Genomic DNA, 15,240 nt, shown 5'->3' with positions numbered 1-15,240 from the left:
CGCTCTCGCCGTATAAGCGTTCTCACAGGTATCGCGAGAGCCCGGACTGCCGGCGCGGGCCGTCCCCGTCGGGCGCGGCGACCCACGCGGTCCGCTCGTCTCGGAGGCCCCCCCTGTCCGCGTCCGGCGGGTCGGCGGGCTCGAAGGCGGGACAGCCGCTCCCGCACTCTCGGCCGGGGTCGACCACGCGGTCGAACTGCGCGCATCGCGGACGCCCGTCTGCGGTCGCCTCGCCGTGCGCGCACGCCGGCGGCTCGGGGCGCCACCCCTTCCCGTACGCGCGCTCCGCGATCCGGCGCCGCTTACGCGCCTTCGCCGCCGGGTCGACGAGCGCGACGTCCGTGCGGGAGGGGCGCTCCGCGCGTATCTCGACGCCGGGCGCGTCCGGGTCGAGCGGCGTCGGCTCGCGGACCACCTCGCGCTCGCTCGTCTCCGGATCGAACCGCCAGACTCCGACCGCGTCGGGGATCCGATTGAGGTGCGCGCGGGTGACGTAGGAGGCGGTCGCGAGGACGACGCGGTCGAAGAGGCCGAGCGCGACGTCGTACCGTAGCTGCGCCTCCAGGTCGCCCGGCGTCCCGAGGTCGGGCTTGTTCTCGATCGCGGTGACCTCGCCGACCCAGTCGTCCGGGTAGCGCGCGGTCGCGCGCACGACCTCCCGCCCGTTCCGCCGCTCGCGTTCGAGGTAGCCGACCTCGGCCGCGCGGTCGACGACGGCGGCGGCCCGGTCTGCGGGGAGGTCGAACGCGTCGGCGACGGGGACGGCCTCGCCGGGCCCGACGGGGGCCTCGATGGCCGGGTCGGGGATGCGCTCGGCGCTGATCGCGGCGCGGTCGTCGAAGTCAGGGCCGGGAGACAGCAGACAGACGTCGACGATGCGCGCCCCCGGCGTCTCGACGCCCGCGCCGAGCTGGCGGGCGACGACGCGGTCGGGGGATTCGAGCGCGGCGCAAAGCGCCAGCTCGAACCGGTACTCCATGTGTGCGGCAGGGGCGCCGCGGGCTAAAGCGCGTCGGCGGTCGCCCTCCCGACCGTCCGCCGATACCGATGCGCCTTCCCCCGGTCGAAACCGGTATTCCCCGCCGGCCCCTACGGCGACCATGCGCCGGGTCACCCGGAACCTCCTCGTCGCCATCGCCCTGGTCGTCGTCGCGCTGCTCGCGCTCGGGGCGCTCCCGAGCTACCTCGGGAGCGGCGACCCCTACTACCTCACCGTCGAGCCGATCGAGACGAACGGTACCGCCGCCGACGTGAACAACGTCTCCGACCGGCGGTACCCGTACCTGATCGGCGCGATAGAGAGCGCGGACGGGCGCTCTGAGGGGTACCAGACGGGCCCGTACGGGCTGAAGGAGTCGTTCACGCACACGCCGTTCGACGAGGTCGACGCGCTCACCCGACAGGTGCCCGAGGCCGCGACGGAGACCGGCGTGCGGGTGCGCCGCGACGGCCAGACGTACCACGCGGAGGTCGTCCGTCCGTGACGGGCGAAGCCGGCGGCGACGACGCGGGCGACGGCCCCGGTGACCCCGACGCGCCGGCCACCGACCTCCGCGATCTCCCGGCGTTCTCGGACGGCCGCAACCACTCACTGCCGGGCGAGCCCGAGTGGCCGGTCCGCGAGGTCGTCGTCGAGTACGACGAGGGGTGGTTCGTCGGCGGCTACGACCGCGTCGAGCAGCCCGACGGGACGGAGAAGCGGTACTACTGGGCGGAGCTGTCGCCGGCGACGGTGATCGTCGCGGTCGCGGACGACCGAGTCCTGTTCGTCGAGCAGTACCGCCCCACCGTCCGGAACACCCAGCTGGAGCTCCCCGCGGGGATCGTCGAGTCCGGCGAGTCATACACGGAAGCGGGCGCGCGCGAACTCGCCGAGGAGACCGGCTTCGCGCCGTCGTCGACCTCGCTGCTGCAGGAGGTGTGGTGTTCGACCGGCGTGTTACGCCACGAGCGCGGCTACGTGTTCGCCGAGGGGTTGGAGCCGGTCGACGTCGACCACGACAGCAACGAGTTCCTCGCTCCCCGGGCGGTCCCGGTCGACGAGGCGCTGGCGGTCGCGCGGGAACCCCCGACGAACGACGCCACGCTGGAGGGGTTGCTGTTGGCCAGAGAGGACGGGCTGCTGTAGAACCCGACGCGCGTCCAGTTCCCGGAACCGACGGGGAGATATTTGTCCTCTCGGTCCCTGAACCCGTCCATGAGCCGGACCTCGGAGCAGTCGGTGTTGCTGTCGGACGACCCCCCGCTCGACCTCCGCCTCTCGGACGAGGAGCTGGAGGCGACCCGCGAGCGCATCGTCTCGTTCATCCGCGACGTCGTCGACGACGCGGGCGCCGAGGGCGCGGTCCTCGGCCTCTCGGGCGGCATCGACTCGACGCTCACCGCGCACCTCGCGGTCGAGGCGCTCGGCGAGGAGGGCCTCCACGGGCTCACGATGCCCTCGGCGGTGAACGACGCGGACGTGATGAGCGACGCCGAGCGCGTCGCCGAGGACCTCGGCATCGAGTACGACGTGGTCGAGATCCAGCCGATCGCGGAGGCGTTCTTCGACGCCGTCCCGGAGGCGGCGGACGACCGCACCGCCGCGGGCAACGTCTACGTCCGCACCCGCGCCGTGCTGAACTACTTCGTCGCCAACGCCGAGGACCGCGTCGTCCTCGGCACCGGCAACCGCGCGGAGGCGATGACGGGCTACTACACGAAGTACGGCGACCAGGCGGTGGACTGCAACCCGATCGGCAACCTCTACAAACAGCAGGTGCGCCAGCTGGCCGCGCACGTCGGCGTTCCCCGCGACCTCGTGATGCAGGAGCCGACCGCGGGCATGTGGGAGGGACAGACCGACGCCGAGGAGATGGGCCTCGACTACGACACCGTCGACGCGATCTTAGCGGTCCACGTCGACGGCGGGCTCTCGCGGACGGCGACGGTCCGGGAACTCGACGTGCCCGAGGCGGCCGTCGACCGCGTCGTCGACCTCAACGAGCGCAGCGCCCACAAGCGGGCGATGCCGCCGGCGCCGGAGCGGTAGGGAAAGGGGGAACCGAGCGAGGGGGAGGGCGGAACCGAGCGGTCAGCGGGGGATCAGGCGTCCTGCGCCCGTTCCTTCGCGACCTCCGCGATCCCGGCGTTCGCCGAGCAGTTCGGACACGCGTGTACCCGCCCCCGGTCGTCCCCGAACACCTGGACGAACCGCTCGGAGACGTGCGCCTCGCAGTGTTCACACGTCGACATAGTGGCGTACGGTATCGTGGGTCATCTTCGACACACGTTCACTCGGTGCTCCGCCCTCAAGAGCGCTTTTCAAACTCCGTTCCAAATCGGACCCAAATTGGGGGACGGGAGTCGGAAACTGACGACACCACGGGACCGAAAAAAGGGGTCCGTGAGCGACCGAGAACCGAGCGCGCCGGACCGACGGCCCGGCTCGAAACGCCGCCGAGGCCCGGCGGTCAGAACTCCCGCATGGCTTCGAGCACGCCGTGTGCGGTTCCGTCGTCGATGACCTCGCGGGCGGCGTCGAGGCCGGCCTCGATGGAGTCCGCGTCGCCGCCGGCGTAGATCCGGAGCGCGGCGTTGACCGCGACCGCGTCCGCGAAGGCGCCGTCGCGCTCGCCGGCCAGCACCGCCTCCGTTATCTCCGCGGAGTCGGCCGCGACGTCGTCGACCGCGAGGTCGTCCTCCTCGAGGTCCATCCCGTACTCCGCCGTCTCGATCTCGAAGTCGTCGAAGGAGGCGCCCTCGCTGCCGACGTCCCCGGCGTCGCCCTCGACGTCGCTCCCGTCCGCGGCGTCCCACTCGGCGACCTTCGTGTAGCCGGGGCGCACGTCGTCGTACCCCTCCATGCCCTGGAACATCAGGACGCGGTCGAGGTCGTGGAACTCGCTCTCGACGAACGTGTCGACCACCTTCTTCGCGAACGCGAGGTGGTAGAAGGAGCCGAGGTGGACGGAGGCGCCGGCGGGGTTCGCCAGCGTCTCGACGGTGTTGACGAACGTCCGAACGCCCATCATGTCGCGGCGGTCGAAGAGGTCGTCGACGGCGGGGTTGAAGGCGGGCTGGTAGTAGAAGCCGAAGCCGGTCTCGTCGACCATGTCGGCGGAGTCCGCGGGCGTCAGCTCGGTGTGGACGCCGAGCTCGTCTAAGACGTGCTTGTACGCGTCCTGCTTCTGGGTCGGCACGCGGTCGCCGGAGTGGACGACGATCGGCGTGCCCGCGGCGGCCGCGACGGCGCCCGCCGCGACACCCAAGATCGCGGTCCGCCCCTTCCCGTCGTAGTTGGCGCCGCAGTCGACGGGGTCGGCGTCGGGCTCCGCGTACTCGACGCGCTCGCACATGACGTCGACGTACGCTCCGAGCTCCTCCGGCGTGTTCCGCTTCCAGCGGTTCGCGAGCCAGAACGCCCCGAGCGTCGTCGGGTCCGGCTCGTCCGCGAGAACCCGCTCGAACGCCTCGGTCGCCTGCGCGCGCGTCAGGTCGTCGGCCGACTTGTGGCCGGAGCCGCAGACCTCGGTCATCAGCCGCTTGAGGGGCCACTCGCCGAACTCCTGGGTCGCCTGAGCCATACCCTCTCTTCGGGTCCTCGGACGAAAAGTCCCCCGTTCGTCTCCCGCCCGCCGGGAACGAATCGAGCCGATGGCCGGTCGCTCTACGCGCGACCGAGGCGACGCGCGACCGAGGCGACGCGCGCGAGCGGCGAGGCCGGGTTGTAGCGTCAATCTCGCCGGATCCGTGGCACTTGTTCACAATCAATAACTCCACGATCGTTCGTTTCTCAGACAAAAGAAAATATGTTCCACCTGTTCTATCCTCTTTTGATCCTGTATTAGGCTCTAAACAGCGTTAGAGTTATATGTATGTCCATCTACTGGCTCATTGTACCCGATGACGTCCAAATCCGTCGCCACCGCGCTCACGCTGTATCGTTCCCGCACCCTGACGCTCGAACAGGCCGCGACCGTCGGCGGCTGCTCGACGACGCAGCTGGAAGAGAGCGCCCAGGCGTTCGCCCCGGCGCCGGGCGAGGCCCCCGCCGACGACTGACGCGCGCGGCCCCGTCGACGACTAGTCCCGCTGACGCTCGGCAGCCTCCGAAACCCGTACGTACGCCCGCCCCCTAACCGGCGTAATGAGTCCGGACGCCGACTGGCGGGCCGACGTCGACGCGGTCGACGCCGCCCTCATCGACGAGTACCAGAGCGGCTTCCCCGTCGAGGAGCGCCCGTTCGAGCGGGTCGCCCGCGACGTCGCGGCCGAAACTGGAACCGACGTCGACGCCGACGAGGTCCTCGACCGCGTCCGCGACCTCCGCGAGCGCGGGGTGTTCCGACGGTTCGGTGCGGTGCTCAACCCGCCGGTCATCGGTTCCTCGACGCTGGCGGCGGTGCGCGCGCCCGAGGACCGGTTCGACGAGGTCGCGGAGGTCATCAACGGCTACCGGCAGGTGAACCACAACTACCGCCGCGACCACGAGTGGAACCAGTGGTTCGTCGTCACCGCCGGCTCCCGGGAGACGCGCGACGCGATCCTCGCGGAGATCGAGGAGCGAACCGGCTGCGAGGTGCTGGCGCTCCCGATGCTCACGGACTACTACATCGACCTCGAGTTCCCCGTGGTCAACGCGGATCGATTCGCGCGGGAGTCGCTCGAAGAGACGGACGTCTCCGCCACCCGAATCTCCGAGAGCGCGCGCGGCGACCTCTCGCCCCTCGAAGCCGACCTCCTCCTCGCGATCCAGGACGGCTTCCCGCTGTCCGCGACACCCTACGCCGACGTGGCGAGCGAGGTCACCGCGAACGGGTCCGGCGTCGACCCGACCGTCGACGAGGTCCTCGCGGCGGTCGAGCGCCTGCTCGCGGACGGCTGTATCAAGCGGATCGGCTGTATCGTCAACCACGTCGTCACCGGGTTCACGAACAACTGTATGGTGGTCTGGGACGTGCCCGACGACGAGCTGGACGAGCGCGGCGAGGCGGTCGGGAGCCTCCCGTACGTCACCCTCTGTTACCACCGGCCGCGTCGGCCCGATCAGGACTGGGAGTACAACCTGTTCACGATGATCCACGGCCGCGAGGCCGAGGCGGTCGACGCGAAGATCGACGAGCTGGCGGCCGACCACCTCCCGTTCGACCACGAGCGGCTCCACTCGACGGCGACGCTGAAACAGACCGGCGCGCGCTACGAGGACCTGGTCGCGGACGAGGCCGAGTGACCGCCGGGAGCGACCCGACTCGCCCGCGCGAACGGGCGGGTTTTTGCCCCGCCCGTCGGAACCCTCTCGCATGGCAGACGCCTTCGATCGACTCGGGTACGGGACGTACAAGCTGGCCGACGGCGAGGAGTGCGTCTCGGGGGTCGCACACGCGATCGAGACGGGGTACCGCCACGTCGACACCGCGCAGGGGTACGACAACGAGGCGTCCGTGTCGGCGGGGATCGACCGCACCGACGTCGACCGCGAGGACCTGTTCGTCGCGACGAAGCTCTCGACGGACAACCTCTCGTACGCCGACGCGACCGCGACCGCGCGGGTGAGCCGCGACCGGCTCGGCGTCGACTCGATCGACCTGCTGTACGTCCACTGGCCGATCAACAGCTACGACCCCGAAGGGACGCTGTCCGCGCTCGACGACCTCGTCGACGACGGCGTGATAGACCGGATCGGGCTCTCGAACTTCCGGCCCGACCAGCTCGACGAGGCGATCGACCGCCTCGACCACGACGTGTTCGCCCACCAGGTCGAGTGTCACCCCCTGCTCCAACAGGAGACGCTCCGCGAGCGCGCGGTCGAGCACGACCACTGGCTCGTCGCCTACTCGCCGATCGCGCGCAACCGCGTCGCCGAGGTCGACGCCCTCAGAGAGATCGCCGCGAGCCACGACGTGACCCCGGCGCAGGTGAGCCTCGCGTGGCTGCTCTCGAAGGAGCGCGTCGCGCCGATCCCGAAGGCGGCCGACTTCGGGCACGTTCAGGACAACTGGGCCGCCCGCGAGATCGACCTGACCGACGACCAGATCGCCCGGATCGACGCGCTCGACCGCGGCGAGCGGATCGTCGACTTCGAGGAGGCGCCGTGGAACCGGGCCTGATATCCGGAGGGCTCAATACCGGTATTGTCCCCTCATAGTCGGTTTAACGGGGCTCCGGCGCGAGTGATCGACCGTGTCGGAACCGAACCCCCAGACCGACGCTCGTCCCGCTGGCAAGGCCGGTCCCGCCGACCCGGACCTCGACCCGGAGGGCGAGTCCGGCCCCCGCGACCGCCCGGCCCTCCTCACGGCCACGCCCGACGCTGACGCGGTGTACGACAAGATCCGGACGCTCGCCGTCCTCGCCGGCTTCCTCGGCCTCCTCGTGACGCTGATCGCGGTGGAGCTGCTCGTCCGGATCTGAGCCGGACCCGCTGTCCGAAGCTGAGTCGCCCCCACCGCCGGACCGAAACTGAACGCGAGATCCCCCCGATCCGTCGTCGGATCCGTCCTCCCCGCGGGTTTCACTTCCGCTTTCGGGCGGGTTTTTAAACGGTGCGGGCACGACGGTTCCGGTATGGCCCAGTCCACGTTCGACGACGACGACCTGTTCGGCGAGGCGGCCGAGGAGACCCGCGCGGAGGTCGAAGAACACCTCGCGGCGGCGCGCGAGCAGCTCCCCGACCCGGACGCGGTGTGGGAGACGGACGCGGACAACGTCCTCGGCGCGCTCAACGGGCTGAAGTCCGCCCTCGACGCCGGCGACGCGACCGACAGCGTGCGCTCGGCCAAGAAGGCGTACGTCCTCGGCGAGCGCGCGGACGCCTTCGAGGACGCCGAGGACCTGAAGACCGAGATCGAGGAGCTGGAATCGCTCGTCGCCGACATCGAGAGCGCCGCCGAGGAGGTGGCCTCGCTCACCGGTACCGTCCCCGCGATCCGCGGCGCGCTCCAGGACGCGGCGAGCGACGACGGGGACGAGTAGTCCCCCGCCGCGCCCTCTCACCCGGCGTCCCGGTCGACGACCGCCGCCGTCAGTTCCGCCAGCGCGTCGCTCGCGCGGTCGAGCAGGACCTCGCCCCGCCCCGCGTCGCCCGCCCGCGGGTCCCCGACGACGCCGTTGTCGGTGAACTCGTCGGAGTCGTGGGCGAGGTTCACGCCGGAGATCCACTCGCCCCACCGGTCTGCGGCGCCCGCGCTCGCCTCGTCGATCCGCTCCTCGCGGACCAGGTCCGGGTTCGTCGCGCGCAACAGCGCCGTCTCCAGCGGCCCGGCGTGCCCCATGTCGCTCGCGTGGTCGCCCGTGGCGTCGAACCACGTGAACCCGACGCCGTACCCCTCGTGTGCGTCGTCGCGGGAGAACCGGCGGGCGACCTCCGCGAGCGCCTCGACGTTCCCGCCGTGTCCGTTGACGAACACGACGCGGTCGATCCCGTGGGCGACCAGCGACTCGGCGGACTCCCGGACGTACGCGCGGAACGTCTCCGGAGAGACCCACATCGTCCCGTCGAACGCGCGGTGCTCCTCGGCGACACCGACGGGTATCGGCGGGGCGACCGCGACTTCGCCCGGCGACGCGTCGCCGCCGCCGTCGCCGCTCGCGTCGGCCGTGTCGCTCGCGGAACTCGCATCCCCGTTCTCGTACGCGTCGGCACCGGCCTCGGCGACCGCGACGGCGTTCAGCGTGTCGGTCCCGAGCGGCGCGTGCGGCCCGTGCTGTTCCGTGCTGCCCACCGGGAGGAACGCGATGTCGACGTCGGCGTCGCGCACGTCGGTCCAGGTGACCTCGCTGAGGCGCATACTCGCACCTCGGCGCGCGGCGTCGTATAGGCGGCGGTCGTCGCCGCCTCCCGCGACCGGTCGTCCGCTCGCGGACGGGGTTCGTCGCCCGGACGCGCCCGGGGTATTATCACGGTCCCCGTGGATCGCGGCCGTATGAGCAGCGACAACACGGACCGCGAGACGGAGGCGCACGATCCGGCTCCCCCCGTGACGTTCGGTCCGCTGAAGCGGGCGCTCCGCGAACACCGGTACCCGGTGACGACGGCGGAACTGATAGAGCAGTACGGCGCCGCGGAACTCGAGACGCCGACGGCGACCGAGCGGCTCGACGACGTCCTCGAAGGGTACGAGCGGACGCAGTTCCGGAAGCCGTCGGAAGTCCGCGGAGCGATCCTCGACGCGCTCGGCTACGACGACGCGTCCCCGGAGGCGGCCGGAGAGGAGTGGACCCGACTCCCGCGGTGACGCCGCGGCGGGGTCCCGGCGCCGTCCCGCTCGGCAGCGCGGTCCCGATCAGTCGTCGTCGCTCTCGGCTTCCTCGACGATCCGAGCGGTGCGCTCCTGCGCGCGGTCGATGAACTCCTGCGGGAGCTCGTCTATCTCGCCGGCCTGAACGCCCCAGAGGTGCGCGTACAGCCCGTCGTTCTCGAGCAGCTCGTCGTGCGTACCGCGCTCGGCGATCCTCCCGCCCTCCAACACGAGGATCGTGTCCGCGTCCTTGATAGTCGAGAGCCGGTGGGCGATCGCGAACGTCGTCCGGTCCGCGGTGAGCCGGTCGAGCGAGCGCTGGATCAGCATCTCCGTCTCCGTGTCGACGTCGGAGGTCGCCTCGTCGAGGATGAGGATGTCCGGGTCCTTCAGCACGGCCCGCGCGATGGTGACGCGCTGGCGCTGGCCGCCGGAGAGCTTCACGCCGCGCTCGCCCACCATCGTGTCGTAGCCGTCCGGGAGGTTCTCGATGAAGTCGTGGGCCTCCGCGGCCTCGGCGGCCTCGCGGACCTCCTCGTCGGTCGCGTCGAAGGTGCCGTACGTGATGTTCTCGCGGACGGTGCCGTAGAACAGGTACGACGACTGCCCGACGTAGCCGATCGACCGGCGGAGCGATCTGAGCGTCACGTCGCTGACGTTCTGTCCGTCGATCTCGATCGCGCCCTCGTCCACGTCGTACATCCGGAGCAGCAGCTTGAGTACCGTGGACTTCCCGGCGCCGGTCGGCCCCACGAGGGCGAGCGTCTCTCCGCCCTCGACCGAGAAGTCGACGTTCTCGATGATCGTCTCCTCGTCGTAGCCGAAGGAGACGTCGTCGTACACCACGTCGCCGTCGCCGACCGTGAGGTCCTCGGCGCCCGGGTCCTCGGCGAGCCGCGAGGGCTCGTCCATCAGTCCGAAGATCCGCGCGGAGGAGGCGCGGGCGCGCTGGTACATGTTGATGATCTGCCCGAACTGCGCCATCGGCCAGATGAACCGCTGGGTGTAGAGGATGAAGACGACGAACATCCCGACCGAGAGCTCGCCCGTGAACGGTCCCGGCGGCGTCTCCTGGAACACCCAGAGGCCGCCGACGATGAACGTGAGCACGAAGCCGATGCCGGCGAGCACGCGGAGCGCCGGGAAGAACTTGATCCGGGTGGTGATCGCGTCCCAGTTGGCGTCGAAGTAGTCCATCGAGACGTCGTCGACGCGGTCGGACTCGTACCGCTCCGTGTTCGACGACTTGATCACCTGAATGCCGCCGAGGTTGTTCTCCAGCCGGGAGTTCATCTTCCCGACCGACGAGCGCACCTCGGCGTACTTCGGCTGGATGATCCTGATGAACAGGAAGGTGAATCCGCCGATGATCGGGACCGGCAGCAGCGCGACTAAGGCGAGCTGCCAGTTGATCCAGAACAGCAGGACGCCGATGCCGAGCACCATCACCGACAGGCGGAACAGGGAGTTCATCCCGTCGTTCAGGAACCGTTCGAGCCGGTTCACGTCGTTCGAGAGGATGGACATCATCTCCCCGGTCTGCTTGTCCGAGAAGAACTCCATGTTGAGCCGCTGCATCTTGTCGTAGGTGTCCGTCCGCACGTCGTGCTGGATGTTCTGCGCGAAGGCGTTGAACCCCCAGTTGCGGATCCAGTGGAACCCCGCCCCGAGACCGAACGCCGTTCCGATGACGGCGATGGTGAACCAGAACTGCGCCGCCTGCTCCGTCGGGAGCCACGCGTCCGGCAGCAGTACGAGCGGGATCTGCTCGCTGAACAGGGCGTCCTCGTAGAACACGGCGTCGATGGCGATCCCGAGCATGAGCGGCGGCAGGAGGTCGAGCAGCCGCGCGAAGATGCTCGCGAACACTCCCACCGTCACCTGCGGGACGTAGTCGCGGCCGTATTCGACGAACAGCCGCTTCATCGGATTCTCGATCTTGTCCCGCTGCTCCTCGAACGGATCGTCTTCCTCCCATTCGACGCCACTCATCACACGTTCGTATCGGGCAGGGCGGCAAATAGGTTTCCTTCGAACCGAAATACATCGGCAGAAAACGCCGGTAACGACCCGGCGTTCGGGTGGTTTCGTCCTCGATGCCCCCGACCGACGGCGCGGGCACCCCGGTCCCTCCGGTCTCCGCCCGGCGCGCGACGCTTTTGGACGCGGTCGGCGGCGGCCTCGAACACGCGACCGCTCGACGGCCTCGAACACGCGACCGCTCGACGGCCTCGAACCCGCGACCGCTCGACGAACTCAGAGTTCGCGTCGCTCGACCTCGGAGTCGATTCCGGCCTCGTCGAGGTCCTCCCGGATGCGTCGGCGGAGCGGATCCGGCACGTCGTCGCGTGGCACCGGGACCGCCGTTCCGCCCTCGTCGTCGTCGGTCGGGACGGACCAGTAGAGGACGCGGGGCGTCTCGGCGTAGAACTCCACCGCGAACCGGTCGCGGCCGCCCTCGTAGTGGACGCGGGCGGCCGCGCCCTCCGCGCGCCACCCCTCCTGTCTGACCAAGGCGGCGATCGGATCTCGCATGGCCGCGCTCGGGGGCGCGGACACATGTGGGTGTCGGCCGCGGGCCGGTCCCGGACGGCGTCTTCCGTCCGTCCCTCGCATCGACACCGGTTTACAACCGCCGCCCCGACGACTCGCCATGTCTCTTCGCGTCACGTTCCTCGGGACGGGCGGCGCCGTCCCGACCGTCGAGCGCGCGGCGAGCGCCGTCTTCGTCAACCGCGAGGGCGACCGCTTCCTCTTCGACTGCGGCGAGGGCACCCAGCGCGAGATGATGCGCAGCGGCACGGGGTTCGCCGTCGACCGCGTGTTCGTCTCGCACCTCCACGGCGACCACGTCCTCGGGATCCCCGGCCTCGTCCAGACGCTCGGATTCAACGACCGTACCGACCCGCTGACGGTCCACTGCCCGCCGGGAACCGGCGACCACCTCCGCGACCTGGTCCACGCGGCCGGGCACGACCCGGCGTTCCCGGTCCGGATCGAACCGGTCTCTCCCGGCGAGGTCGCGTACGACGCCGACGAGTACGCGGTGCGCGCCTTCGAGACCGAACACCGAACGGTATCGCAGGGGTACGTCCTGGAGGAGGACGACCGACCCGGACGGTTCGACCGCCCGAAGGCGGAGGAGCTCGGCGTCCCCGTCGGTCCGAAGTTCGGCCGGCTCCACGAGGGCGAGCCGGTCGAGGCCGAGGACGGGACGATCGTCGAGCCGGAGCAGGTCGTCGGCCCGCCGCGTCCGGGCCGCAAGCTGGTGTATACCGCGGACACGCGGCCGCGAGAGACCACCGTCGAGGCCGCGGAGGACGCCGACCTGCTCATCCACGACGCCACCTTCGCCGACGACATGGCCGACCGCGCCCGCGACACGGCCCACTCGACCGGCCGCGAGGCGGGGTCGATAGCGGCCCGTGCGAACGCGAAGCGGCTCGCCTTGGTCCACATCTCCTCGCGCTACGCGGCCGACGCGCGGCCGATCCGCCGCGACGCCCGCGAGGCGTTCGACGGCGAGTGTCTCCTGCCCGACGACGGCGACCTGATCGAGGTGCCGTTCCCCGACGCGGACTGAGACGGTCGCGGCTCGGGCATCGATTCCACAGTTGCGTCCGCCGAAGCCCCAGTCGCTCGGCTGTACGATACCGTTTCTGCTTATAAACACCCACTCGACACGAACACTGCCGAAGCCCCAGTCGCGACGGCTCGCGCGGCTCGCTTCAGTCCTCGTCGCTCGCTTCGCTCGCTCCTGCGGTCCTTGTTTCGCCGTGCTTCGCCCTCGCGACTGCCCCTTCGAGTCCCGCCCGACGGCGACCGCACCACCGGAAGACGGTCCTGCTCGCTCACTGCGTTCGCTGCGCGGGCTGCGACTTCCGTACTCCCGCTCGCTCCCTCCGGTCGCTCGCGGGACCGCACCTCACGCCTCCCCAGCCTCGTCGCTCGCTCGGGCTCCCTTCGGTCGCCGTTCGCTCGCGACTCCCTCGCACGCGCTCCTCGCGCCTTTAAAAGGCGCTCGGAGGCGCGCGCCACCGCTATCGTTCTCGTCACGCTTGCCGGATCCCTGTCTCGTGGGGCCGCGATCCGTGTGATCGTTCCACTCGAAACGAAGCCCGCGTGTGGCTGACGAGCGTCTGACGCGAGCGAAGTCGTTTCGTCGACCGATCTCCGCGAATCGAAAGAACACCACGTAGAGCACCTCGAGCGGGCGTTTCGTTCCACTTTCACCGCGGTCACGAGCGTTTTAATACGGTGAGGAACCAACCGTCGTACGCCTCCCACCGAAACAAGACCGGAGGCGGAGACACCCCATGAGCGAACTGCGACAGGAAGCGGAAGCGATAGCGGAACAGTTCTCGGACCACACCGACGTCGACCCCGACGACGTCGAGGAGCGGCTTGCGACGCTCGTCGACGAGTACCGCGTGCCGCTCGACGAGGCGAGCCGGAGCGTCACCAACAGCTACCTCGAAGACGCCGGCATGGAGCGCGACGAGCTCGGCCGCGGCGGCAGCGAGGAGGTCCTCGTCAACGACATCGACGAGGACGAACAGTGGGTCGACCTGCGCGTGAAGCTGGTCGACCTCTGGGAGCCGCGCAGCGACTCGATCTCGCAGGTCGGCCTGCTCGGGGACGAGTCGGGCACGATCAAGTTCGTCGCCTTCGAGACCTCAGACCTCCCCGAGCTGACGGAGGGGCAGGCGTACGAGCTCTCGAACGTCGTCACCGACGAGTACGAGGGGAGCTACTCGGTGAAGCTCAACCGGACGACCGGTATCACCGAGATCGACGAGGCGATCGAGGTCGGCGACAACGCCGACACGGTCGAGGGCGCCCTCGTGGACATCCAGTCCGGGTCCGGGCTGATCAAGCGCTGCCCCGAGGACGACTGTACGCGCGTCCTCCAGAACGGGCGCTGCTCGGAACACGGCCAGGTCGAGGGCGAGTTCGACCTCCGGATCAAGGGCGTCCTCGACGACGGCGAGACCGTCACCGAGGTCATCTTCGACTGCGAGGCCACCGAGGACCTCACCGGGATGACCCTCGAGGAGGCCAAGGACATGGCGATGGACGCGCTCGACACCACCGTCGTCGCCGAGGAGATGGGCGAGGACGTGCTCGGGCGCTACTACCGCGTCACCGGCCCCACCTTCGGCCGGTACGTCCTGGTCGACGAGATGGAGGACCCCGGGACGGTCGACGTTGAAAGCGCGCTGATCGAAGCGAGGTCGATCTGATATGAGCGGGTCAGCCCCCACCCGAGAGGTCGCCCGGCGCGTGTTCGCCACCGAGTTCAACGACGCCGGCTACACGTTCACCGAGTCCGACGACGAGCGCGCTCCCGTCTACGCGCTGCTGCCGACGGGCGAGTCCTCGAACCGCGTGTTCTTCGTGGGCACGCTCACGGAGAAGGAGGACGTCGGCGACGACAGCGAGTACTGGCGCGGCCGCATCGTCGACCCGACGGGCACGTTCTTCGTGTACGCCGGCCAGTACCAGCCGGAAGCCGCTTCCAAGCTCCGGGACCTGGAGCCCCCGGCGTACGTCGCAGTCGTGGGGAAACCCCGGACCTACGAGACCGACGACGGCACGGTCCGGGTCTCCGTCCGCCCCGAGTCGATCACCGAGGTCGACGCCGCCACCCGCGACCGCTGGGTCGCGGAGACCGCCCGCCGCACCGTCGAGCGCGTCGCCGCGTTCGACGACGAGGGCAACGAGTACGCGCGCATGGCCCGCGAGGAGTACGACCTGGACCCCCAGACGTACAAGGCCGCCGCGCTGTCGGCGTTGGAGGACCTCGACGAGAGCGACGACGAGCTCGCGGGCGACGGGTCGGCGGACGGCGACCCCCCGTCCGACGACGCCACCTCCGACGAGACGGATCCGGCGGGAGCGCCGGAGCCCTGACGCGGTCGGGAGCGCCGGAGCCCTGACGCGGTCGGGACGCTCCGACCCGTCGAACGGGGCGTTCGGCCTTGCGACCGTCTGACAAACACTTAAGTAATCCGCGGAACGA

18 protein-coding genes are annotated in these 15,240 nt (G+C 70.1%); 12 read left to right on the top strand and 6 right to left on the bottom strand.

Translation table 11 applies throughout. The features are described 5' to 3' along the window. Nucleotides 1–22 precede the first annotated feature (22 nt). The gene (locus EXE42_RS10935; protein ID WP_092920588.1) at nucleotides 23–979 is read right to left on the bottom strand and encodes a DUF5787 family protein; all 957 of its coding nucleotides are present in this window, start codon (nucleotides 977–979) and stop codon (nucleotides 23–25) included. A 121-nt stretch (nucleotides 980–1,100) separates the two neighbouring features. Between EXE42_RS10935 and EXE42_RS10930 the strand changes: the two genes are divergently transcribed. The 3 genes from EXE42_RS10930 (at nucleotide 1,101) to EXE42_RS10920 (ending at nucleotide 3,031) form a co-directional block, all read left to right on the top strand. Next, on the top strand, nucleotides 1,101–1,484 hold the full coding sequence (locus EXE42_RS10930; protein ID WP_092920589.1) for a hypothetical protein: 384 nt from the start codon (nucleotides 1,101–1,103) through the stop codon (nucleotides 1,482–1,484). Further along, entirely contained in the window at nucleotides 1,481–2,128 is a 648-nt protein-coding gene (locus tag EXE42_RS10925; RefSeq protein ID WP_137706514.1) for an NUDIX hydrolase, read from the top strand. The genes EXE42_RS10930 and EXE42_RS10925 overlap by 4 nt, the downstream gene beginning before the upstream one ends. A 69-nt stretch (nucleotides 2,129–2,197) precedes the next feature. Then, nucleotides 2,198–3,031 (top strand): NAD+ synthase, encoded by an 834-nt coding sequence (locus tag EXE42_RS10920; protein WP_137693698.1) that lies wholly within the window; start codon nucleotides 2,198–2,200, stop codon nucleotides 3,029–3,031. 53 nt (nucleotides 3,032–3,084) lie between these two features. On the opposite strand, the gene EXE42_RS19340 is transcribed toward EXE42_RS10920, so the two are convergent. Next, the gene (locus EXE42_RS19340; protein ID WP_167603326.1) at nucleotides 3,085–3,234 is read right to left on the bottom strand and encodes a hypothetical protein; all 150 of its coding nucleotides are present in this window, start codon (nucleotides 3,232–3,234) and stop codon (nucleotides 3,085–3,087) included. 218 nt (nucleotides 3,235–3,452) lie between these two features. Then, nucleotides 3,453–4,565 carry an anthranilate phosphoribosyltransferase gene (locus EXE42_RS10915; RefSeq protein WP_137706513.1) on the bottom strand — a complete coding sequence of 371 codons (1,113 nt, stop codon included), beginning with the start codon at nucleotides 4,563–4,565 and terminating at the stop codon, nucleotides 3,453–3,455. Between the two features lie 319 nt (nucleotides 4,566–4,884). On the opposite strand from EXE42_RS10915, the gene EXE42_RS19335 reads away from it, so the two are divergent. The 5 genes from EXE42_RS19335 to EXE42_RS10895 all read left to right on the top strand — a co-directional run bounded on the left by EXE42_RS19335 (nucleotide 4,885) and on the right by EXE42_RS10895 (nucleotide 7,953). Next, on the top strand, nucleotides 4,885–5,043 hold the full coding sequence (locus tag EXE42_RS19335; protein ID WP_167603328.1) for a hypothetical protein: 159 nt from the start codon (nucleotides 4,885–4,887) through the stop codon (nucleotides 5,041–5,043). Between the two features lie 85 nt (nucleotides 5,044–5,128). Then, entirely contained in the window at nucleotides 5,129–6,211 is a 1,083-nt protein-coding gene (locus tag EXE42_RS10910; RefSeq protein WP_137706512.1) for an Lrp/AsnC family transcriptional regulator, read from the top strand. Nucleotides 6,212–6,281: 70 nt separating this feature from the next. Next, nucleotides 6,282–7,088: an aldo/keto reductase gene (locus tag EXE42_RS10905; RefSeq protein ID WP_092920594.1), complete on the top strand. Its 807-nt coding sequence runs from the start codon at nucleotides 6,282–6,284 to the stop codon at nucleotides 7,086–7,088. Nucleotides 7,089–7,161: 73 nt separating this feature from the next. Next, on the top strand, nucleotides 7,162–7,392 hold the full coding sequence (locus tag EXE42_RS10900; RefSeq protein WP_137706511.1) for a hypothetical protein: 231 nt from the start codon (nucleotides 7,162–7,164) through the stop codon (nucleotides 7,390–7,392). A 153-nt stretch (nucleotides 7,393–7,545) separates the two neighbouring features. After that, nucleotides 7,546–7,953, top strand: coding sequence for a DUF5790 family protein (locus EXE42_RS10895; RefSeq protein ID WP_092920596.1), 408 nt, complete (start codon nucleotides 7,546–7,548; stop codon nucleotides 7,951–7,953). Nucleotides 7,954–7,970: 17 nt separating this feature from the next. Here EXE42_RS10895 and EXE42_RS10890 read toward each other — a convergent pair whose 3' ends face one another. Next, nucleotides 7,971–8,768 (bottom strand): creatininase family protein, encoded by a 798-nt coding sequence (locus EXE42_RS10890; protein ID WP_137706510.1) that lies wholly within the window; start codon nucleotides 8,766–8,768, stop codon nucleotides 7,971–7,973. Nucleotides 8,769–8,903: 135 nt separating this feature from the next. Here EXE42_RS10890 and EXE42_RS10885 point away from each other — a divergent pair, with 135 nt between their 5' ends. After that, nucleotides 8,904–9,215, top strand: coding sequence for a hypothetical protein (locus tag EXE42_RS10885; protein ID WP_137706509.1), 312 nt, complete (start codon nucleotides 8,904–8,906; stop codon nucleotides 9,213–9,215). Nucleotides 9,216–9,263: 48 nt separating this feature from the next. On the opposite strand, the gene EXE42_RS10880 is transcribed toward EXE42_RS10885, so the two are convergent. Continuing rightward, the gene (locus EXE42_RS10880) at nucleotides 9,264–11,210 is read right to left on the bottom strand and encodes an ABC transporter ATP-binding protein (protein ID WP_137706508.1); all 1,947 of its coding nucleotides are present in this window, start codon (nucleotides 11,208–11,210) and stop codon (nucleotides 9,264–9,266) included. Nucleotides 11,211–11,474: 264 nt separating this feature from the next. Beyond that, on the bottom strand, nucleotides 11,475–11,753 hold the full coding sequence (locus tag EXE42_RS10875) for a hypothetical protein (RefSeq protein WP_092920600.1): 279 nt from the start codon (nucleotides 11,751–11,753) through the stop codon (nucleotides 11,475–11,477). Between the two features lie 118 nt (nucleotides 11,754–11,871). Here EXE42_RS10875 and rnz point away from each other — a divergent pair, with 118 nt between their 5' ends. The 3 genes from rnz (at nucleotide 11,872) to EXE42_RS10860 (ending at nucleotide 15,131) form a co-directional block, all read left to right on the top strand. After that, entirely contained in the window at nucleotides 11,872–12,801 is a 930-nt protein-coding gene (gene rnz / locus EXE42_RS10870; protein ID WP_092920601.1) for a ribonuclease Z, read from the top strand. Nucleotides 12,802–13,534: 733 nt separating this feature from the next. Next, on the top strand, nucleotides 13,535–14,461 hold the full coding sequence (locus EXE42_RS10865) for a replication factor A (protein WP_137706507.1): 927 nt from the start codon (nucleotides 13,535–13,537) through the stop codon (nucleotides 14,459–14,461). Nucleotide 14,462: 1 nt separating this feature from the next. Next, a complete protein-coding gene (locus EXE42_RS10860; protein ID WP_092920603.1) occupies nucleotides 14,463–15,131 on the top strand; it encodes an RPA family protein in 669 nt (222 codons plus the stop codon). The last annotated feature ends 109 nt before the right edge of the window (nucleotides 15,132–15,240 follow it).

It is taken from the genome of Halorubrum sp. SP3 (assembly GCF_005435195.1).
Lineage (GTDB): Archaea > Halobacteriota > Halobacteria > Halobacteriales > Haloferacaceae > Halorubrum > Halorubrum sodomense.
The sequence above is the reverse complement of the archived record's forward strand: the minus strand, read 5'-3'. Positions and strand labels throughout refer to the sequence as shown.